This is a genomic window from Paraprevotella clara YIT 11840 (assembly GCF_000233955.1).
Classification (GTDB): domain Bacteria; phylum Bacteroidota; class Bacteroidia; order Bacteroidales; family Bacteroidaceae; genus Paraprevotella; species Paraprevotella clara.
Window position 1 is genome coordinate 57,676 of the sequence record NZ_JH376625.1, and the last position, 22,595, is coordinate 80,270.

Annotated in this window: 16 protein-coding genes; 14 read left to right on the forward strand and 2 right to left on the reverse strand. The window is 49.0% G+C overall.

Features of this window, described 5'->3' with window-relative positions:
• The first annotated feature begins 17 nt into the window (after nucleotides 1-17).
• The 13 genes from HMPREF9441_RS14240 (at nucleotide 18) to ispF (ending at nucleotide 18,124) form a co-directional block, all read left to right on the forward strand.
• On the forward strand, nucleotides 18-1,397 hold the full coding sequence (locus tag HMPREF9441_RS14240) for an IPT/TIG domain-containing protein (protein WP_244949788.1): 1,380 nt from the start codon (nucleotides 18-20) through the stop codon (nucleotides 1,395-1,397).
• Nucleotides 1,398-1,425: 28 nt separating this feature from the next.
• Nucleotides 1,426-4,545 (forward strand): SusC/RagA family TonB-linked outer membrane protein, encoded by a 3,120-nt coding sequence (locus HMPREF9441_RS14245; protein ID WP_008622430.1) that lies wholly within the window; start codon nucleotides 1,426-1,428, stop codon nucleotides 4,543-4,545.
• A gap of 16 nt (nucleotides 4,546-4,561) precedes the next feature.
• A complete protein-coding gene (locus HMPREF9441_RS14250; protein ID WP_244949797.1) occupies nucleotides 4,562-6,550 on the forward strand; it encodes a RagB/SusD family nutrient uptake outer membrane protein in 1,989 nt (662 codons plus the stop codon).
• 31 nt (nucleotides 6,551-6,581) lie between these two features.
• Nucleotides 6,582-7,538, forward strand: a complete 957-nt coding sequence (locus HMPREF9441_RS14255) for a BT_3044 domain-containing protein (RefSeq protein ID WP_244949789.1) — start codon at nucleotides 6,582-6,584, stop codon at nucleotides 7,536-7,538.
• A gap of 923 nt (nucleotides 7,539-8,461) precedes the next feature.
• Entirely contained in the window at nucleotides 8,462-8,962 is a 501-nt protein-coding gene (locus HMPREF9441_RS14260) for a GNAT family N-acetyltransferase (protein ID WP_172634979.1), read from the forward strand.
• 207 nt (nucleotides 8,963-9,169) lie between these two features.
• Entirely contained in the window at nucleotides 9,170-9,631 is a 462-nt protein-coding gene (gene rplM, locus HMPREF9441_RS14265; RefSeq protein ID WP_008622437.1) for a 50S ribosomal protein L13, read from the forward strand.
• 6 nt (nucleotides 9,632-9,637) lie between these two features.
• A complete protein-coding gene (rpsI, locus tag HMPREF9441_RS14270) occupies nucleotides 9,638-10,024 on the forward strand; it encodes a 30S ribosomal protein S9 (RefSeq protein ID WP_008622438.1) in 387 nt (128 codons plus the stop codon).
• A gap of 121 nt (nucleotides 10,025-10,145) precedes the next feature.
• Nucleotides 10,146-10,964, forward strand: coding sequence for a 30S ribosomal protein S2 (gene rpsB / locus HMPREF9441_RS14275; RefSeq protein ID WP_008622439.1), 819 nt, complete (start codon nucleotides 10,146-10,148; stop codon nucleotides 10,962-10,964).
• 33 nt (nucleotides 10,965-10,997) lie between these two features.
• Nucleotides 10,998-11,822, forward strand: a complete 825-nt coding sequence (tsf, locus tag HMPREF9441_RS14280) for a translation elongation factor Ts (RefSeq protein WP_008622440.1) — start codon at nucleotides 10,998-11,000, stop codon at nucleotides 11,820-11,822.
• Between the two features lie 155 nt (nucleotides 11,823-11,977).
• Nucleotides 11,978-12,595, forward strand: a complete 618-nt coding sequence (locus HMPREF9441_RS14285) for a fumarylacetoacetate hydrolase family protein (RefSeq protein ID WP_008622441.1) — start codon at nucleotides 11,978-11,980, stop codon at nucleotides 12,593-12,595.
• Between the two features lie 4 nt (nucleotides 12,596-12,599).
• Complete coding sequence (gene porU / locus HMPREF9441_RS14290) at nucleotides 12,600-16,403, forward strand: type IX secretion system sortase PorU (RefSeq protein WP_008622443.1); 3,804 nt, start codon at nucleotides 12,600-12,602, stop codon at nucleotides 16,401-16,403.
• A 46-nt stretch (nucleotides 16,404-16,449) separates the two neighbouring features.
• Nucleotides 16,450-17,628, forward strand: a complete 1,179-nt coding sequence (gene porV / locus HMPREF9441_RS14295; protein WP_008622445.1) for a type IX secretion system outer membrane channel protein PorV — start codon at nucleotides 16,450-16,452, stop codon at nucleotides 17,626-17,628.
• Nucleotides 17,629-17,644: 16 nt separating this feature from the next.
• A complete protein-coding gene (gene ispF / locus HMPREF9441_RS14300) occupies nucleotides 17,645-18,124 on the forward strand; it encodes a 2-C-methyl-D-erythritol 2,4-cyclodiphosphate synthase (RefSeq protein ID WP_008622447.1) in 480 nt (159 codons plus the stop codon).
• Here the strand turns inward: ispF and HMPREF9441_RS14305 are convergent.
• Nucleotides 18,111-19,679 carry a hypothetical protein gene (locus tag HMPREF9441_RS14305; protein WP_008622448.1) on the reverse strand — a complete coding sequence of 523 codons (1,569 nt, stop codon included), beginning with the start codon at nucleotides 19,677-19,679 and terminating at the stop codon, nucleotides 18,111-18,113. The genes ispF and HMPREF9441_RS14305 overlap by 14 nt on opposite strands.
• Before the next feature lie 9 nt (nucleotides 19,680-19,688).
• Nucleotides 19,689-20,552, reverse strand: coding sequence for an AraC family transcriptional regulator (locus HMPREF9441_RS14310; RefSeq protein WP_008622449.1), 864 nt, complete (start codon nucleotides 20,550-20,552; stop codon nucleotides 19,689-19,691).
• 224 nt (nucleotides 20,553-20,776) lie between these two features.
• Here HMPREF9441_RS14310 and fucI point away from each other — a divergent pair, with 224 nt between their 5' ends.
• Entirely contained in the window at nucleotides 20,777-22,549 is a 1,773-nt protein-coding gene (fucI, locus tag HMPREF9441_RS14315; RefSeq protein ID WP_008622450.1) for an L-fucose isomerase, read from the forward strand.
• Nucleotides 22,550-22,595: the final 46 nt, after the last annotated feature.

The following is a 22,595-nucleotide window of genomic DNA, read 5'->3' on the forward strand; positions in this document are numbered from 1 at the left end:
AAATTAATTTAATGACTATGAAAAGGAACTTTATCCAACAGACGTTGGTCTTTTCCGGCATGGCCGGCTGCATGGTGGCTTGCATCATGGCTTCCTCTTGCAAGGATGAGGCACGTGGGCAAGTGTACGACCCGAATGTACCGGTAACCGTGACCGATTTCTATCCCGATTCGGGAGGTGTAGCCACGCAGATGATCCTGAACGGCAGTAACTTCGGGACGGATCTGAACAACATTCAAGTGTATTTTAACAAGAAAAAGGCAGCCGTCATCGGTTCTTTAGGCGACAAACTCTATGTGATTACTCCACGTCGTCCAGGTGACGGCATGCCGGATGACGGAGACCCGGATCACGACCAAGTAGACATTACGGTGCAGGTAGGGGAGCAAAGTGCGACTTACGATAAGAAATTCAATTACCACATACAGACCCTCGTATCTACGTTGTGTGGACGTCCGGGTACGACAGAGACTAAGGTCGGTACGTTGGGTGAGACGGAATTCAAGGGAGAAATGGGCTTTCTGGCCGTGGATGCCGAAGACAACCTTTTTGTGGCTCCGCGCGAACTTTGGGGGGCTAACAAACTGATTATGGTTAGCATGGAGACCAACCAGTCTTCGATTATTATAGACAATGCCGGGCAAGCACCTCTCAACCAACCTTGTGTGATAGACCATGGGAACGGGTTGGTGATACCGACGGACCAAAACAACACTTACTGGATGGTTCATTCGGCAGACTTCTGGCAACCCAAGAGGCGTGACTATATGGCTGCCGAAGGGGAGGATGCCGACAAAGTGAACACAGTGTATAAACATTCGTTTGCCTACTGTGAATTGGATGGCTACTTCTATTGCAGAAGGAAGGACGCCAGTAATTTTTTCCTGAAGATAGATGCGGATACGGGTAATGCCTGGGTGTTGGACACGGGCAACAACGACCTTTTGGGCTCGTCCGACTGCTATATGACGTTTGGACGTAAGGATCCTAAGAAACTCTACATGGCGTTGACCAACTTGCATTGTATTGCCATATTCGAGGACATTACAGACCCGACACGCGAGGGGAATTTCAAGATATATGCCGGTATGCAGGGGCGTCCCGGGCATGCCGACGGCTTGGCATCCGATGCGCAGTTCCACAGTCCGCGCCAGTTGGTGTTGGATGAAGAGGAGAACCTTTATATCGCGGATTCCGAAAATAACTGCATCCGGAAGATTACTCCGGAAGGTGTAGTGAGCACGGTAATCGGTATTCCCGGTAAGAGCGGTTATAAGGACGGCACGCCCGACGTGGCCTTGTTCACGCAGCCATGGGGACTGGCCATCGACAGCGAGGGGATCATTTACGTCGGAGACAAGGACAACCTCTGCGTACGCCAGTTGTCGATAGAATAAAATTGTGGTTTCTTTAAATCGAATCATCATGAAACATATTTTTATTGTCGTATTATTATGCTGCTTGGGCATCGGTTTGCACGGGCAGACACAAAAAGAAGCAGGAATTACGGTGTCGGGTGTAGTGCTTGACGAGACTAAGTTACCCATTCCGGGAGCCAATGTATATTTGAAAGACCGTGCAGGAGTGGGTACCGTGACCGATATGGATGGAAAGTTCTCTCTGAAAGGCGCAGAAGAAAACGATGTGTTGGTCGTCTCTTTTTTGGGGTATGAGAAAGAAAGTATTCGCGTGGGGAAGAAGACGGCTATGCAGAATCTGCAAGTAAACCTTCGTCCGTCTGAAAATACGTTGGATGAGACTGTGGTGGTCGGTCTCGGCTCACAGCGTAAGGTCAGCCTTGTGGGGGCGGTAACCACAGTGGATGTGAAGGACCTTCAGGTACCGGCCACTTCCATCCCCAATATGTTGGGCGGCCGCGTGCCGGGTGTCATTTCGTTGCAGACCAGTGGCGAGCCGGGAAAGAACATCTCGGACTTCTGGATTCGCGGCATCGGCACGTTCGGAGCCAACCAAGGTGCTTTGGTGTTGATAGACGGTTTGGAGGGTGACTTGAGCCAGATAGACCCTGCGGATATCGAGAGTTTCTCCGTCTTGAAGGATGCTTCGGCTACGGCGGTATATGGATCGAGAGGTGCGAACGGTGTCGTATTGGTCACGACGAAGCGCGGTACGGCGGATAAATTGAGAATTACGGGGCGTGTCAACCTCACGGTATCCCACCTGCAAAAAATGCCGGAGTATCTGGGGGCATACGACTACGCCGTGTTGGCCAACGAGGCCCGGTTGGCCCGTGGGGAAGAAGAACTGTATTCTCCGATGGCTTTGGACTTGATTAAATACCAGTTGGACCCGGACCTTTATCCGGATGTGAACTGGCGTGATGAAATCCTGAAGCACAATTCCTTGCAACAGACTTATTACGTGAACGCACGGGGTGGAGGCAGCGTGGCCCGTTACTTCTTCAGTCTGGGCATGTCGAACGAGCAGGCGGCTTACAAGCAAGACAAAAAATCGAAGTACAGCGCGGACGTGGCCTATCGTACCTATAATTACCGTAGTAATATCGATGTGGATTTGACCAAGACGACTACGGTGTATTTGGGAACTGAAGGGTACCTTTCTCAAAAGACTGAGCCGGGAAACGTGTCTACAGACGCACTTTGGACAGCGCAGCGGACGCTGACTCCTTTAACCATTCCCTTGCAATACTCTACGGGGCAGCTTCCGGCCTGGGGCGCCAACAACGAGTATTCTCCTTACGTCATGCTGAATCATACCGGTACGGCGAAGTGGCGTCGTTTCACCAACAAGGTGACGTTGGCCGTAACACAAGACCTTTCAGCTATTACAAAGGGACTGAAGGTCAGGGCGCAACTGGCATACGACACGGAGCAGTATTTTAAAGAGGTGCGTAAGGTATTGCCTGAAATGTATTATGCCAGTGGGCGTACGATAGACGGAACGTTGATTATGCGTAAAGTGGTGGATTCTCAAACAGCTTCTTATAGCAATGAGGAATCCCAATGGCATAAGTTGCACTTTGAAACCACGATAAATTACGACCGTCTTTTCGGGAAGGACCATCGTGTAGGCGGATTGCTTTATTATTATATGAGTGACTATCAAAATTCATGGTGTGACATAGACGGATATAATTGCACCAACAGCATGCACAACATTCCCAAGCGTTATCAGGGTTTGTCCGGACGGGTCACTTACGGTTTCCGGGACACGTACTTGCTTGATTTGAATTTCGGTTATACCGGTTCTGAGAATTTCCAGAAAGGTCGCCGTTTCGGTTTCTTCCCTTCCGTGGCTTTAGGGTGGATTCCCACCAACTATGAATTTATCCGCGACCATTTGCCTTGGTTGGATTATTTCAAGATACGCGGTTCGTGGGGTCAGGTCGGCAACGACCAGATAACCAACAAGCGTTTCCCTTACCTGACGCTTATGAACGAGAATGCTTCAGCGGGGTGGAACGGTTCCAAAGGTGTGACGGAGTCTTCCATCGGTGCCGATAACCTTCAATGGGAAAAGGCCACCAAGTTGGACCTCGGTATCGATGCGAAGCTCTTCGGGCAGCGGGTGGACTTTACGGTCGATTTCTTCCGCGACCGTCGTGACGACATCTTCCAGCAGCGCACGATGGTGCCCGACTACGTGGGATTGGTGGAACAGCCGTACGGTAATGTGGGCAGCATGGTGAGCTTCGGTGCGGACGGAAATATTTCCTATACCCAGGACTTCGGGCGTGATTTCACGCTGACGCTTCGTGGAAACTTCACTTATACGGCCAATATGGTGAAGACTTGGGAAGAGGCTTTCCAGAAATATGTCTATCAGGAAAAGGCGGACAAACCTTATAATTTCTACTCGGGTTATATCGCGTTGGGATTGTTCCGCGACGAAGACGATGTGAAGTACAGTCCTGATCAAAGCAGTATCGCAGGACGTAAAGTTCTGCCCGGCGACATCAAGTACAAAGATGTGAACGGCGACGGAGTGATTACTTCTGACGACCAGGTGCCTTTGTCCAGCAACCCGAACTATCCGCGTTTGATGTATGGCTTCGGTGCGGAGTTCCGGTGGAAGAAGCTGACGTTGGGACTATTGTTCAAAGGCGTCGGAAATGTGGAGAATTATGTCGTTGATTATTGGAAAAGCGGCTCCGGATTTTTGCCATTTGGCACGGGAACCACGGGAAATGTGTTGGCCATTACGGCCAATCAGGGGAATCGTTGGACTCCCCGTGAGATTTCCGGTACTCCGGCCACGGAGAATCCCAATGCCATGTTCCCCCGCCTTTCTTACGGTAACGACCATAACAGTGTGCAGGCTTCCACATTCTGGAAAACCAACGCCCGGTATTTGCGTTTGCAAGAGATAAACCTGAGTTATAATTTCACTTCCGGAAAGATATTGAAGGCAGTCGGCGTCTCTTCGCTCGACCTCCAATTCGTAGCCTCTAACGTATGCGTATGGAGCCCGTTCAAGCACTGGGATCCGGAGCTGGCTGCTTATAATGGGACGGCCTACCCCATTCCGGCACGCTATGCTTTCCAAATGTATATTAACTTCTAAACAGAATGCAATGAAAATGAAATTCAATCATATATTGGCAGGAAGCGTGTTCCTGACAGTCATGGGTATGACGTTCTCGTGTGATTACTTGGATGTGGATGAATATTTCGATGATACGTTGAAATACGATTCCGTGTTTAGTAACAAACGTTATTTCGAGGCTTATTTATGGGGCGCGGCCGCCCAGTTGCCTGACGAGAGTAAGATTTTCAGTCATGAGTATGCTCCGGGCATTACGGCCGGAGATGACATTTTTACCGTGATGAGTACGGACATATTCCGGGGTTCTGCCTTCACTTTGGGATATGTCACTCCCGATGACTTGCGGGGGATGAACATCTGGAGCGACATGTACAAGATTATCCGCAAAGCCAATATCATGCTGTCACGGATGGACGAATGTCAGGACATGACCACGGCCGACCGTCGCAATTATACGGGTTACATCCATTTTCTGCGTGGCTATGCTTATTACCATATCCTGATGAACTGCGGTCCGGCTATATTGGTGGGTGACCAGGTGTATGAGAGCAATCTGGACGGGATAGCGTACAATAATTATCGGGCCACGTATGACGAGACGGTGGAATACATCTGTTCGGAGTTGGAGACGGCTGCGGCTTATTTGCCCGTGCGGAGTTCGATGGCGCAGTTCGAGCGTCCCACACGGGGCGCAGCGTATGCTTTGATAGCCCGTGTGCGGCTTCATGCAGCTTCCCCGTTGTTTAATGGGACATTGGTTACCCGGAAATATTTCGGCAAATGGCAGCGTAGTTACGACGGGGCGAATTATGTGAACCTGAATTATGACGAGCGTAAATATGCTTTGGCCGCCGCAGCTTGCAAGCGTGTGATGGACATGCAGGCGTATGAATTGTTCACCGTGAAAAAAGACCAAAGTACACCGGACTTGCCGGAGGGCGTACCGACGGCAGACTTTCCAAGTGGTGCCGGAGGCATCGACCCTTTCAAATCCTATTCCTATATGTTTACGGGGGATGAACCCTTTAAGAACAACAGCGAGGTGATTTGGGGGCGTATCTCAGGTGAGGTTTCGGCCTATACGCAGCAGTCGTTCCCCGAGTTTATGGGCGGTTACAATGGCATGGGTTTGACCCAGAAGATGATTGACGCTTACCGTATGGACGACGGACGTACGATAGAAGAGGCGCGTGCGGACGGCGACTACAAAGAAGGGCCCAACGACTTTACCGACGGGCCGAGGGACTTCTCGGGTTATCATTTGGAGGGCGGCATCTGGCAGATGTACGCCAACCGTGAAATGCGCTTCTATGCTTGCGTGGGATTCAGCGGGTGTTACTGGCCCGCGTTGTCGACGACACAGAATGATGTCCGTAACCAGGTCGTGGAATATTGCTTGGACGGGAATGCCAACAAATATGCCAGTAATACCACGGCAGAGAACTATACTCCCACCGGATACGTGATAAAGAAGTATATCTCTTCGTACGATGCGTGGAAGGGGGACGGTAACGAACGTTACGAAAAGGGATTCCCCATCATCCGTTATGCTGAAATCCTGCTCTCGTATGCGGAAGCGTTGAACGAGCTGACGGCATCCCATTCCGTCACTTTGCCTTCGGGTGAGACTTACATGCTTTCGCGTGATGTCAACGAGATAGCCTCGGCGTTCAACCAGGTTCGCTACCGTGCCGGGCTTCCGGGCCTGAAGGCCGCTGAACTGAACGACCGCGACGAGCTTTTCGAGCAAATCAAGCGTGAGCGCATGGTGGAGTTCCTGGGCGAAGGCCGCCGGTTCTACGACGTGCGCCGTTGGGGCATTTATGAAGACGAGGATTCCGAGCCGATTATGGGTTTGAACATAGAGGCCAACAAGAACGGCGGATTCTACCAGCGTACGGTCGTGAACGAAAGGAACTACCGGGACCGCGTGGTGGACAAGCGGCTCTTGTTCCTGCCCATCAGCAAGTCTGAGTTGCGTAAAGTCCCCTTGCTGGACCAGAATCCCGGTTACAGCGATTAGTATTTACAAACCTTAAAAACAGATGAACCAGATGAAAACGATAATTAAGAAGGCCGGTATACTCTATATGGCCTTATCTTTCGGTCTGACCTCCTGCGAGACATTCGATTTCGGTCAGGAAATGGGTCAGAAAGTGATTTGCATCATCAGCGACGACGACCTTGTGTTTACGGGCATGCACGATTTGAACGAACCGGAGAGCACGGGATATATATCCGTCAATTGCGGCGGCTCGCTCCATATCGACCGTGACGTGGAGGTGGTGATGGAATATTCTCCGGAGGTGCTGGCACAGTACAACAAGTCGAAGTATGACATAGATGAAGAGAAGTATGCAAAAGAACTGGATTCCCGTTACTACACGATTCCCGAGATGCGGGTGACGCTGAAGGCTTCGAGTGCGGACACCTATGACACGATGCCCATCCGTGTCCGTCCGGAAGGGCTTTCTCCCGACAGCATTTACTTCATTCCCCTTCGCATCCGTTCCGTGTCGGCTTATTCGGTGAATCCGGACAAGAGCCAGGTGCTTTACCGTGTTTATATGAAGAACCTTTATGCCCGTAGCGACGAGGCTTCCATTTACAATGCCACGGGTACGACCCGGAAGGACGGGGAGAACGAGGTGGAGGCGGCGGCGTCTCAGACCTTCCATCCTCTGACGAAGAACACCTTCCGCATATTTGCGGGAATCAAAGGCTATGAGACGGACGCGGATGTGATTCGCAAGAATGGCATCATCGTTCAGGTGAACGAAGACCACAGCCTGACGATGCGTCCATACGATGAGGATTCCATAGAGGTGGCACCCGTGGATGCTTCCCGTCCGGATTATTACGGTGAGTATAGTTTGTCGGAAGTATATGGCGGGAAAAAGCGCCAGCGCTTCGATTTCAAGTACAAATACCGTTTCAAGGGCGATACGCAATGGGAGACGGTTAATTTGCGTTCCTTGCGCAGTGTTACGCTCGACTTGATTGATGAATGACGGCCGTTGCGTATCGGGTGGCCATTCCCGTCCCGGGTAAGGAGGGGCGGGGATGGCCGCTTTTCATGTCCCTCCTTTCGTCTTTTTCGTAAGGTGCGGGGGCGAAGCCGTGTTTTTCGTCTGTTCGGAGGATTATCCGGAAGTGATATACCAAAATGTCAATTTGTTAATTCCGACCTTGTGTGGCTCGATTATCCGTGTCTTTGTTAGAGTCCGGTGGAAAATACGCGATTCTCGCGCCGTTTCGCGCAAGCGGAATGTATGCCCTTTGCCTGTTTTTTCCGATATTGTGACGGGTACAAGTGCGTTTCCTGCGCAAAGTGGAATGCGGAGCGGGAGTTTTTCGGCTATCCGGGTTTACAAAATGACAGCACGGTTTGGTATGCCGTTTCGTTCCGATTAGACGAAAAAGCGGTGTTTTATGCAATCCACCGCCTCGTTGGCAGTAGCGTTTTCCGACGACAGGCGCATGCCGTCGCGTCGGCATGAGGAGAAAAAAAGTGTTGATTCCGTCACGCGATAAATTTTCCGGCTTCAAAATCGCAACCTTTTGGTGAACAAATATAAAAAACGTCCCTGAAGTCTTAAAAAAAGTATGCGAAATAGCGGCTTACAGCCGCTGATTTATGCTTTTCGCATGGCTTTTCGGTTTTTCAAAATGGCTTTCTGTGGTTATTCTGTAACTTGAAACGTTGGTTTCGCTTTCATATTGTCAATTTGAAGTTTGCTGTCCGGGTTCGGCCGTGGAACGTACCCTTTTGCGTCGGGGAATGCACGTGGTCGGCACGGGCTGGCCGAGGTATCATTATGATTTCCGCCCGATGTTTTTGGGGCATAGGCACAATTTCTTCATGGAAACGTTCTTGCAAATCATAAAAATCAGTAACTTTAGCCTGATAATTTGTTTCAATGAGATTGATATTATGTATTATACCATTAAGGAAGCTACCGCGCAAGATTGCGGCTTGATAAACCGCTTGGCTTGGAAAGCTTTTCCGCCGACTTACCAGGCCATACTGACGCCGGAGCAGATCGAGTATATGATGCACTGGATGTATGACGAAGCCAGCTTGCGCCGCCAGATGACGAAGGAAGGTCATGTCTATTTTATTATTCATGTAGAGGGAGAGCCGGCCGGTTATGTGTCTGTGCGGCCGGAGGATGCCGGAGTGTTCCATCTGGAGAAAATTTATGTTTTGCCTGATTTTCAGGGGTGCCATTGTGGAAGTGCCTTGTTCCGTCATGCCGTGGCGTATGTAAGACGGGTTTGTCCGGAGGCGCGGGCGATAGAGCTGAACGTGAACCGGCAAAATCCTGCGCTTGGTTTTTATCGCCGTATGGGCATGCGCATCGACCGTGAAGGCGATTTCGATATCGGTAACGGGTTCTATATGAATGATTATATCATGCGCCTTGAACTCTAAGAAAGGGAGAAAAAGTTTGTGGATTTTGTTGGCCGTTTGATTGAAAAGTAGTAATTTTGCAAGCCGATTATTATCAAAAAGACGATAAAAGTCTTAGAACCTGCGTGTTAATAGCTCTTTCATTGGCCTGGAAGGGTGGTTAGGGAATCGCAGAAAAAGGAATTTAAAGTTTTTTTAGTAGTAACAATTTTATTTTTAAATTAAAGAATGAATACTTTAAGTTACAAGACCATTTCGGCCAATAAGGAGACCGTGAAGAAGGAATGGGTTGTTGTAGATGCAACAGACCAAGTATTAGGTCGTCTCGGCTCTAAGGTGGCAAAATTATTAAGAGGTAAGTATAAGCCGAACTTTACGCCTCACGTGGACTGCGGTGATAATGTGATTATTATCAATGCAGACAAGGTGAAGTTGACCGGTAAGAAATGGACGGAACGCGTATATCTCCGTTATACAGGTTATCCCGGTGGTCAGCGTGAAATGACTCCGGCCCGTTTGATGTCTCGTCCTAACGGTGCGGATAAGTTGGTGAGAAAAGTAGTAAAGGGAATGTTGCCTAAGAATCGTTTGGCAGACCAGTTGCTGGGTCATTTGTATATCTATGCCGGCAGCGAGCACAAACACGAGGCACAGCAACCTAAAGTTATTGATATAAACCTGTATAAATAATAAGTGATGGAAGTAGTTAATGCATTAGGCAGACGTAAGAGCGCCGTAGCTCGCGTATATGTTAGCGAGGGTACAGGAAAGATTACTATTAACAAGAGAGACCTTGCAGAGTACTTTCCCTCTACAATTCTTCAATATGTGGTAAAGCAGCCTCTGTCTACTTTGGGTGTAGAAGAAAAATATGACATCAAGGTGAATGTATACGGCGGTGGTTTTACCGGCCAGTCTCAGGCATTGCGTCTTGCGATCGCCCGCGCGTTGGTGAAAATCAATGCTGACGACAAGAAGGCACTTCGCGCAGAAGGGTTCATGACACGTGATTCCCGCGTTGTTGAACGTAAGAAGCCGGGTCGTCCGAAAGCACGTCGTAGATTCCAGTTCAGTAAACGTTAATATCGGCCGTTTATCGAGCTGCATAAACGTTTAGTATCTAAACCCGTGGGATTCTTAGGGACTACCTGTGGGTTGGTTGAGAAAACAAAAAAGAAAGTAAACGATTAAAAAAGAAAAAACAATGTCAAGAACTAATTTTGATACCTTATTGGAAGCTGGTTGCCACTTCGGCCACTTGAAAAGAAAATGGAATCCGGCAATGGCTCCTTATATCTTTATGGAACGTAATGGTATTCATATCATCGACCTCCATAAGACTGTGGCTAAAATCGACGATGCCGCAGAGGCTTTGAAACAAATCGCAAAATCGGGAAAGAAGATTTTGTTCGTTGCTACTAAAAAACAAGCTAAGCAGGTCGTAGCTGAGAAAGCTGCGGCTGTGAACATGCCTTATGTAATCGAACGTTGGCCGGGTGGTATGTTGACCAACTTCCCGACCATCCGCAAGGCTGTGAAGAAGATGGCCAATATCGATAAGTTGACGGCTGACGGGACTTATTCCAATTTGTCAAAGCGCGAGATTCTTCAGATCTCCCGCCAACGTGCCAAGTTGGAGAAGAACTTGGGTTCTATTGCCGATTTGACTCGTCTTCCGTCTGCACTTTTCGTGGTAGACGTATTGAAAGAGCAGATTGCTGTCCGCGAAGCTAACCGTTTGGGTATCCCTGTGTTTGCTATCGTAGATACGAACTCAAATCCTGATAACATCGATTTCGTTATTCCGGCAAACGATGATGCAAACAAGAGTGTTGAGGTGATACTCGAAGCTTGTTGTGCGGCTATTGCTGAAGGTCTGGAAGAACGTAAGGCAGAAAAAGTGGATGTGGAGGCTGCTGGCGAGGCGGAAAACAAACCCCGTAAACGTACGGCTAAGGCTCGTGTAGAGAAGTCGGAAGAGGCAGAGGAAGAAACTGTCGAGACGGCTGAAGCTGAAGCATAATTGATTTAATCACACGTAATACAAGATAAGATTATGGCTGTTACAATGGCAGATATTACCAAGCTCCGTCAAATGTCGGGAGCGGGTATGATGGATTGCAAGAAGGCTTTGGAAGAAGCTGGCAATGACATCGAGAAAGCAATGGAAATCATTCGTAAAAAAGGTCAGGCCGTAGCTGCTAAGCGTTCAGACCGCGAGGCTGCAGAAGGTTGTGTGCTGGTAAAGGCTGAGAATGGTTTCGGTGCGATTATCGCTTTGAAGTGTGAAACGGACTTTGTAGCCAAGAACGAAGATTTCGTGAAGCTGGCGAAGGATATTCTTGATTTGGCTGTAGCTAACAAATGCAAGACTTTGGACGAGGTGAAGGCTTTGCCGATGGGTAAGGCGACTGTGGCAGATGCTGTGGTTGACCGTAGCGGTATCACCGGAGAAAAAATGGAGTTGGACGGTTATATGGTGATTGAAGGTGAGGACATCGCTGTGTACAACCATCAGAACAAGAACCAACTTTGTACCATGGTTGCTTTGAACAAGAAAGTGGCTGAGGAATTTGGGCACGCAGTGGCCATGCAGATTGCAGCCATGAATCCTCGTTCGATTGACGAACGCGACTATCCGGCAGACGTATTGGCCAAGGAGAAAGAAATCGCTGCTGATAAAGCACGTCAGGAGGGCAAGCCTGAGAATATGATTGAGAAGATTGCTACCGGACGTCTGAATAAGCTGTTCAAGGAAGAATGCTTGTTGAAGCAGGCTTTCATTCAGAATGATAAGATCAGCGTGGCAGACTATTTGAAGGGTGCCGACAAGGATTGTACGGTGACAGCTTTCAAGCGTTTTACCTTGCGTGCCGAATAATTTTTCATACGCAAATATATTTTAGAGGAAGAGCAGGACATCCCGACGGATTGTCCTGCTCTTTTTTCGTTAAAATAACGTTATTAGGTTTAAGGCGTGCGGGTGTAGAAAATAAATCTGTATTTTTGCAGTATAATTTAAAAGAAAATAGAGTCATGAAGATACTGGCAGTAGGCATGAACTATGCCAAGCACAATAAAGAGCTTGACGGAACGTTATATAAACCGGAAGAACCTGTAATTTTCGCAAAGCCGGATTCGGCTTTATTGAAGGATGGGAAACCTTTCTTTATCCCGGATTTTACGAAACAGTGTGATTACGAAACTGAATTAGTGATCCGTATTTGCCGGTTAGGCAAGAACATCGCTCCGCGTTTTGCTTATCGTTATTACGATGCAGTGACGGTGGGGATTGATTTTACGGCACGGGATTTGCAGAGAAAGTTTAGAAAGGAGGGGCTGCCGTGGGAACTTTGCAAGGGGTTCGACAGCTCTGCGGCCATCGGAGATTTTGTGTCCAAGGAAGAGCTTCCGGATATCCAGCAGATACCTTTTCATCTGGATATCGACGGGCATACGGTGCAGGAAGGGTATTCGGGCGATATGCTCTTTGCGGTAGATGAACTTATCGCATACGTCAGCCGCTTCTATACGCTGAAGATAGGTGACTTGCTGTTTACCGGCACGCCTTCGGGGGTAGGGCCTGTAGCTGTGGGACAACATTTACAGGGGTATATCCAGGAACGAAAAGTTTTGGATTTTAATGTGAGGTGAAAGAATGAGATTAAAGACAGCCATATTTTTGCTTCTGGCGTGCATGGCACGTTTGTGGGCACAGGAATTTACTTATGTGGATTGGAATATATTGCGTCCGGATACGCTGCCGGTCCAATATACGGAAGTGATTCCTTTGGACGAGGATTACCGTAGTTTCCGCTACGAAGTCCGTTTGGATTATCCTGAATATGTCCGTTTGACCGCAACGGAAGCAGAGCGTGTGGCTGTATGGGGAAAGGACTTGCCGGAGAATCCGGACGTTTATTGTCAAGTGGCGGTAAGCCGGAAGAGGGGTGTTTTGGATGTGGCTTTTGTCCCCATCGTACGGCGTGGAGGGAAATATTATAAGTTGACGAGTTTCAAAATGAATATCGTCCGTAGTCCGAAAACACTTACGAGGGCATTGTCGGTTGCGGCGGGAAAGACGGCTGCGGAAAGATATGCCTCTAATTCGGTGCTGTCTCAGGGGCGTTGGGTGAAAATCGGTATTACGGAAGATGGAGTGTATCGTCTGACTGCGGCTGATTTGAGGCGGATGGGATTCAATGATCCTTCCCGAGTGAAACTGTATGGCTATGGGGGGCATGTGCAGGACGAAGTGATAGATGCCGATACGGATTTTGACGATTTGGAAGAAGTTCCTCTTTATCGTGACGAACGGGGACTTTTGTTTTTCGGCAAGGGGTTGATTTCATGGTCGGCCACGGACCGTAGAGGGCGGGCGACTCACCGTGTGAATACTTTTGCAAAGCAGGCTTGTTATTTTCTTACGGAAGGGGATTCGCCCAGAACGATAGAAAAAGCAGCCGTGTCCGGCTCTCCACAGAAGAATTTGGATTACACGCCGGCAAATGTATTGTATAAGAAAGAAGAATACGCATGGTACCAGTCGGGACGTAACTTTTACGAGTCTGCCAATTACGCCTCTTCTAATTCGCGTACTTATCAGTTGCCGGTTGTGGATCCCGTTGCGTCTGCGGGTGGTTCCTTGAAAGTGAGTTTTACGGCACATACTACGAATACGAGTGGGGCTTATGTCTATCCGACGGTAGACGGGGTAGAGTTGAGTGCCATAAAAATCGGTACTTCTGGAGAGTACGATGCTGCCAGAGAAGGAACGCAGACTTATACATTGAATGCCTTGCATGAAGGAACGACGGGAACCCAAGTCACTTTGGTTTCTACGGCCGGAGTAGATGCCCGTTTGGGTTATCTTGAGTTGTGTTACCGCAGGCAGCTTAAAATGCGGGATGCTTTTTTGTACATTCGTCATACGGAAACTGTGCCCAGTAATTTTGTGATAGATGCCAATGGGAGGAGCGGATTGAAGTTGTGGTGTTTGGGACGTAGGGGCAATCCTATGACGGAATACCAAGGTACATGGTCCGGTTCTACCTATACGGTTCCGGTATCCGATCCGACCTTGGAATATGTGGCAGTGGATGTAAATGCGGATTTTCCATCGCCCTCTTATATCGGCGAGGTGTCCAATCAGAATCTGCATGCCACGTCTGCCACCGACATGGTTATCATTATTCCAGCCAGCGGTAAACTTTATGCACAGGCGGAGCGTTTGGCCGAAGCTCATCGGAGTGTGGATGGCTTGCGTGTACAAATCGTGCGTGCCGACCAGATTTATAATGAGTTCTCTTCCGGGACACCGGATGCTACGGCCTATCGCCGTTTTATGAAAATGCTGTATGACCGTGCAGCGACGGATGCCGATATGCCCCGCTACCTCTTGTTGTTCGGCGACGGCATGTGGGACAACCGTATGATAACGGCCGACACGCGTGGTCTTAATCCGGATGATTATCTGCTTTGTTACGAATCGGAGAATTCTCTCAGCCATACCTCCAGTTTCGTGATGGAAGACTATTTCGGGCTTTTGGATGATGGCGAAGGAGATAATTTGATGAAAAATAAGATAGATTTGGGTATCGGCCGTTTCCCGGTGACGACGGAGGCGGAAGCCAAGATTCTGGTGGACAAGACGGTTGATTATATGGAGAACAAGTACGCCGGCTCTTGGAGAAATGTGATTTGCGTGATGGGCGACGATGGAGACAACAATGACCATATCGGGAAAGCCGAACTTATTGCAAAGCAGGTGGAAGAAGAACATGCCAGCATGCAGGTAAACCGTATTTATTGGGATGCTTATAAAAGGGAAGCCGGTGCTTCCGGATATTCTTACCCTGCTGTGACGGCGGACATTAAGCAACAGATGGAGGAGGGATGCCTGGTGATGAATTATTCGGGGCATGGAAATCCACGTGAATTGTCGCATGAGTTGGTGCTGAAGATGGCTGATTTTTCTTCTTTTTCTTCACCTAATTTGCCTTTGTGGATTACGGCTGCTTGCGATGTGAATCCTTTTGATATGATGGAAGACAACATCGGCGAGCGGGCTGTGCTGAACCCAAAAGGAGCGGCCGTGGCTTTTTACGGAACCACCCGGACGGTGTATTCCGACCGTAACAGTTTGATGAATCGTTATTTTACAAGGTCTGTTTTGGGGAAAGATATGTATGGTCGACGCAATGCAGTAGGAGATGCCGTTCGTTTAGCTAAAGTAGAATTGCTTTCACCGCATTATTGCGAAAATCATGGATATAGTATTTGTTCACATTATAATGACGAATCGGTGAATAAACTCCATTATGTCCTTTTGGGCGATCCGGCTTTGAAACTCGGGGTTCCCGAGTATAAACTCGTGGTAGATAGCATTAACGGGACACAAATCGGGGATGATTTGCCTTTTGCCAATTTTGAGGCGGGAAGTATAGCCCGTGTATCCGGACATGTGACAGATGCTTCAGGTACCCGATTGCCTGATTACTCGGGCGTGCTTTCTGCAATGGTATATGACAGTGAAAGTGTCATTACCTGTTTGAACAATGATGGACAATCGGATACTGCCGTGGTTTATGTGACGCGTGACAAACGTTTGTATACCGGTAGCGATTCCATTAAGCAGGGTGAGTTTACCATTACGTTTCCGGTACCGATGGATATCAAGTATTCAGGAGAGACCGGTCGGGTTTTGTTGTACGCAATCGACAATGGGAAGCGGCGTGAGGCTAATGGGTATACGGAAAATGTGACGGTGGGCGGCAGCAGTGATGAATTGTCCGGAGACAAAGAGGGGCCGAAGATTACGGCTTATCTGAACCGTGAGGATTTCATTTCCGGGGGAACGGTTAACGCTTCACCTTATTTCGTGGCATTGTTGGAAGATGAGAGTGGGATTAATGTGACTAATACGGCTGTGGGGCACGATTTGGAGCTTACGATAGACGGAGATCCTGCTATGACTTATATTTTGAATAATGATTACGTAAGTGACTTCGGCGATTACCGGAGGGGGCAATTGGCTTACGTCATACCTACATTGCCGAATGGCAAGCATACCCTGACTTTCCGGGCATGGGATGTGATGAATAATTCCTCCACCGTGACTTTGGATTTCAATGTAGACAGCAGCCTTAGTCCTGATTTGATAAATCTGACTTGCACGAACAATCCGGCTCGTGAGCAGACTACGTTTATTATGCGGTATGACCGTCCGGGCACGGAGTGTAGTTTTATGCTCGAAGTGTTCGATTTTGCCGGACGCAAGCTATGGACGCATACGGAAGAGGGGATGTCGGAAGACGGGATTTACCGAGTGAATTGGAATTTGACGACATCTACCGGCATGCCGCTTTCTACCGGAGTCTATTTATATCGGGCTACTGTGTCTACACCGGACAGTAAGGCGGTATCCCGTGCGAATAAAATCATTATATTAGGCAATAAATAGAAAAGCCTCACGTTATTTTATCATGTGAAAAAGAAAGAAAACCAGTATGAAGAAATATCTGTTTGCTATTTTGTGCCTGTGGTGTGGCACGATGTTATCCCTACATGCACAGGACAAAAAAAATATGTTCAACCCCGTAACCACCAGTGTGACCTCTCAATCCATTGCGCCGGATGCGCGTGGCGGTGCGATGGGCGACCTTGGGGCGGCCACAGAGCCGGACGTGAGTTCGCAGTATTGGAATCCGGCCAAATATCCTTTTTGTATCGGTCGGGCAGGAGTTGCCGTGAACTATACACCTTGGTTACGTCAGTTGGTCAATGATATTAACTTGGCATACGTGAGCGGTTTCTATCGTTTGGGTGATTATCAGGCGTTGAGCGCTTCCCTCCGTTACTTCTCTTTGGGGGAAGTGTCTACGAGTAGCGATATGTCTTCATCGGATAACATGACCATCAGTCCGTATGAAATGTCGGTGGATGTAGCCTATTCCCGTATGTTGAGCGAAACGTTCTCGGCGGCTGTAGCTTTGCGTTTTATTTATTCCGACATTACTTACGATTATTCGGATGAGACGAGTCCCGGTAAAGCTTTTGCTGCGGACATAGCACTTTATTGGAACCGTTACTTTACGGGGCGTACGCGGGAGTGGAACATGGGTATCGGATTAAACATCAGTAATATCGGTAGTAAGATTTCTTACGGTGGAGACGACAACTCCGAATTCATCCCGACGAATTTGCGTTTGGGAGTCAATTTTCTCATTCCTATAAATGAGTATAATAAGTTCTCCATTGCGGCTGATGCCAATAAACTTTTGGTGCCGACTTATCCGAAACAGAACGAAGGCGAAGCCGATCAGGATTATACGGATCGTGTACAGCGGGATTATTACGATATATCCCCCATTGCCGGTATTTTCAAGAGTTTTGGTGATGCCCCCAACGGTTTTAAGGAAGAAATGCAAGAGATACAATGGAGCATGGGCTTGGAGTACATATATAATGACCGCTTTTCGCTTCGTGCCGGTTACCATCACGAGAGCGAAAACAAGGGAAACCGCAAGTACTTCACCGTGGGTGCCGGTTTCCGGATGAGTGTATTTTCGTTGGATGCCGGTTACGTATTCTCTACGGCTCAAAGCAATCCGCTCGACCAGACCATGCGTTTCACTTTAGGTTTTGATTTGGACGGTATGAAAGATTTGTTCGGTCGTCGTCGTTAATCGTAAAGGGTAAATCATGGGAAAGATTAGAGTGGGTTTCGGTTTCGACGTACACCGTTTGGTGGAAGGACGTGAATTATGGTTGGGGGGGATACGTTTGGAGCATTCCATGGGGCTGTTGGGGCATAGCGATGCCGATGTCTTGATTCATGCCATCTGCGATGCCCTTCTCGGGGCAGCCAATATGAGAGATATCGGTTATCATTTTCCGGATACGGGAGAGGAGTTTCGTGACATCGACAGTAAAATCTTGTTGCGCAAGACAGTGGAACTGATTGGCACGAAAGGCTACCGTGTGGGGAACGTCGATGCCACGGTTTGTGCGGAGCGTCCGAAATTGAAACCTCATATTCCCGCCATGCAGGTTTGTCTGGCTGAGGTGATGGGTATTGATGCAGACGACGTGTCTGTAAAAGCCACAACCACAGAAAAGTTAGGTTTTACAGGGCGAGAAGAAGGTATTTCCGCATACGCGACCGTGCTTATTGAAAGTTAAAAGTATAGACGCTCATCCAATCGTTGAACTCTTTTTCCATTTTATATCCCGGCTCGGCTTGTAAGTCCGGGCTGTTTTTTGCGCCGTAAACATAGACGGTTGTGTCTTCTTCTGCGGCATAATGTCGGATGTCGGTCGTGTGTTCCACGATGGCGATTTCTTGTTTGTCACCGATGAAGTGGGTTAAAAGGAGAAGGGTGTTCTTTTCCTCGTGGTCGGGACCGTAAAGCAAGATTCGTTTCGCGTGTGACGGCCATTCTCTGTCCGAGGTGCGATTCACGTATTCCATGGGGCGTTCGCACCATGCATAAGCGATAAACGCTGCCACGAATATGCCGGCCAAGACCTTGGGGACGCGTTGCAAGCCCAAGGTGAGATAGTAGGCTACAGCCACTAAACACAGCGGAACGGAAGGGCTGATATACCGAGTCGCTTTCCAGTTGGCCATCCACATGACAATTACGGCCCATGCCATGGCACAGACGAACAGCCATGCGCCCGGCAGTCGGTGGGAATGGAACGGTTGTTTCGGTTTACGGACAAGGAGGATTACCAAGTAGAGAATAATGGCTGTTCCCCATACGGGAGTGAGTATGCGCAAGGCGGTGATGTAGCCCAGTCCTATTACGGTAAGCCTCAAGTTACTAAGCCAGTCGCCGCCTTGCATCTTATCTGCTACTTCCGTTGCGCGGGCATCATGCAGAAAGTTGAAGAAACCTTCATAAAGGAGTACGCATACGAGCAGGCTGGCTATGCCCAGAACCGGGTAAAAGCCCAAGTCCTTGTAAGCGTGTTGACGGAAACTGTACACAGCAAGGCATAAGAGGGAAAATCCGAAAAACAAGGCATTGAAGTATCCGCATGACAATAAGGCGGCTGATATGGCAAGCCCACCCGTAAAAGTACCGGGTGCCCAAAGTGTCTGTTGGTTGTGGATGCGTGCGGCTGCTCGCAGGCACCAATAGGCCCAAAGGACAAATAGCCATTCCGCCATGAGGTATTCGCGAGCCTGTAGGACGTTTGAAACGGAGACAGGATTCATATAGGCCAATAGCAGGCAGAAAGTCGTCAACATGGTCTTTCCAGGAAATAACATGCGTAAGAGGAGTGCCATGGACAGGAAAGACAGGCCGAAAAACACAAGGTTCAACCCACAACTGCGGCGGATTAGCACATCTGTCGATGGAGTGTCCACTCCTGTCAGTGCACAACGCAGAGCCATATAATAGAGACTGGCATGCGAGCCGTCCCTATTGTCATGATGTAATGCGGCCAAATCGTCCCACAAACCTTCCAGTCCCCCGCGGTCGTCGATGTAACATTGTTGGCGTAGCTCCTTTCCCGTAAGGATATGTCCGGCCTCGAACGTCTTCTTTCCCCACCCCGGCAGGTTGTAGGCAAGACTGACGGAAGTCGGATCGTCGATGTACATGTATTCCTTTTCGTGTATCCAGTATAGTCTGGTGAGAAGGGCCAGAAAGAAAACGAGGAGGATGGGCCATGCGCGGAATATCTTTTGTGCCCGGTGGGCAGAGAGAGAAGTCGGTTTTTCCATATTTGTTTCTTATAATGTTTGGTTATGATAAGCTTTACGGTAATTCATCGGAGTCAGTCCCGTCGTTTTTTTGAAGATACGGTTGAAATAAGCTTGGTCTTCAAAGCCCAGTTGGTAAGCTATTTCCTTAATTGGAGTCAGTTCCGTCACCAGACGAAGCTGTGCTTTCTCCATCCTTTTCTTGTTGATATAGCATAAAGGTGTCATTTTCATTTCCCGTTTGAAGATTCTGATCAGGTGGTCTTTGGACAGGCAGGATAGGGCAGCCAAAGCTTTAATGTCCGGTTTGGCATTCAGATGTGTACGTATATAAGCCAAAACCCGGGTGATGCGTTCATCGGCTACGTATGTTTTCGGCTGTGCCTGATGCAGGAATTCTGCCAGTAATAGGTAGATGATGCCACGGGATTCCACCCGTGCATACAGTTCCCGTTGTTTGTTCTTCAGGATGTTGCGGGTAAGTGCCGGACTGTTGTCATAATATTGCGGGTCGGTTTGCGTAAGTTCCAAACCCGGGCACAGTTTATACAATTTCCGGATGTAGGAAAGTGTTTCGTTTTCCGTCCGGATTTCTGTCGGGAGTTCCCAGTCTTCCAGAATATCGTGGTCGGATTCGTTATAAATGTGGATATAATAATGGCAAAACTCTCCATGGCAAATGTAACTGTGTGTGGTAAAGGCCGGAATGATATACATAAGCCCGGGATGCAAATCTTGTTTTTTGTCGGGTAGTTCGATTTGTGCATGCCCTTTCGTTACATAATATATTCGGGTGAACGGGCTACAGATGTTTTTGTAGTTCCAGTTCTCTCTGCAACAAGCTTCCCCGATGTGAAGCACGAGGAAGTGCATTTGGTCGATGTCATTGTTCATAGATTTTGTATTTCGGCTTTTGGGGGCAAATATAGTGAAAAAGCTTTTGAACGGAGAGGCTTGCACGATATTTTTTCCTCGTAGGGAAAGATAAGAAGTCGATATAATCCTATTCTTTGACGGCTTAGTACCATTTTCCCTGAGATGGAATCACTAATTTTGCATCGGATGGACAAGAGAGTGTTTTTCCACAATATGATTATTCACAAACTACCTTTAATATTATGAACAAGTATCCTAAGATTGGTATTCGTCCGACCATCGACGGTCGGCAGGGCGGTGTCCGCGAAAGTTTGGAAGACAAGACCATGAGTTTGGCTCGGGCTGTCGCAGATTTGATTTCTTCGCACGTGAAGTATAGCGACGGTACGCCGGTGGAATGCGTGATTGCCGACGGCACGATAGGGCGCGTGGGCGAGAGTGCTGCCTGTGCCGAGAAATTCGAGCGTGAAGGGGTTGGGGCTACGATTACCGTAACTTCCTGCTGGTGCTATGGCTCGGAGACGATGGACATGAATCCTTATTGGCCGAAAGCCGTATGGGGCTTCAACGGGACAGAACGGCCGGGAGCCGTATATTTGGCAGCCGTGTTGGCCGGACATGCCCAAAAAGGATTGCCCGCGTTCGGCATCTACGGGCGCGACGTACAGGATTTGGATGACAATTCCATTCCGGCCGACGTAGCTGAGAAGATATTGCGTTGGGCGCGTGCAGCCGTGGCTGTGGCCCAGATGCGCGGGCAAAGCTATTTGTCCATCGGTAGCCAGTGCATGGGTATTGCAGGGAGCATCGTAGACCAGAATTTCTTCCAGGAGTATCTGGGCATGCGCAATGAGAGTGTCGATGAAACCGAAATCCTGCGCCGCATGGAAGAGGGCATTTACGACCACGAAGAATATGCGAAAGCCATGGCCTGGACGGAGAAATATTGCAAGACGAAGGAGGGATGGGACAAGAACCGTCCCGAACGGCAGAAAACCCGGGAGCAGAAAGATGCCGATTGGGAGTTTGTGGTGAAGATGACCCTTATCGTGCGCGACTTGATGCAGGGTAATCCCCGGCTTCGTGAGATGGGCTTCAAGGAGGAGGCCATCGGGCATAATGCCATTGCCGCCGGTTTTCAAGGACAGCGTCAGTGGACGGACTGGAAACCCAACGGCGATTTCACGGAAGCCCTGATGTGCAGTACGTTCGACTGGAACGGTATCCGCAAGGCATACGTGTTGGCTACTGAAAACGACTCCTGTAACGCTGTGGCCATGTTGTTCGGCAACTTGCTGACCGGTTGCGGGCAGATGTTCAGCGACGTGCGTACGTATTGGAGTCCCGAAGCCGTGAAGCGTGTGACGGGAAAAGAACTGACCGGTCTGGCAGCGGGGGGCATGATTCATTTGATTAACTCGGGTGCCACCACGTTGGATGCCACGGGCGAAAGCACCAATGCGGCAGGCGAGCCCTGCATGAAACCTTGTTGGGAGATGACGGAGAAGGACGCTGAGGCTTGCCTGAAGGCCACCAACTGGTTGCCGGCCGACCGTGATTATTTCCGTGGGGGCGGTTTTTCCAGCAACTTCTTGTCGAAAGGAGGGATGCCCGTCACCATGTCGCGTCTGAATCTGGTGAAAGGATTAGGTCCGGTGCTTCAGATTGCCGAAGGATGGACGGCCGATGTGGATCCGGAAATCCATGAGGTGCTTAACAAGCGTACCGACCCCACTTGGCCTACAACTTGGTTCGTGCCCCGTTTGTGCGACAAACCGGCTTTCCGTGATGTCTATTCCGTGATGAACAACTGGGGAGCCAACCACGGAGCCATCAGTTACGGCCACATCGGGCAAGATTTGATTACGTTGGCTTCGATGCTCCGCATTCCCGTCTGCATGCACAATGTGGAGGAAGACAAGATATTCCGTCCGGCGGCGTGGAATGCGTTCGGCATGGACAAGGAGGGAGCCGACTACCGTGCATGTCGGGTGTATGGACCTATTTATAAATGATAAGTGAATAATGTTTAGTGTTGAAAGTTGACAGATTGTCCGGACG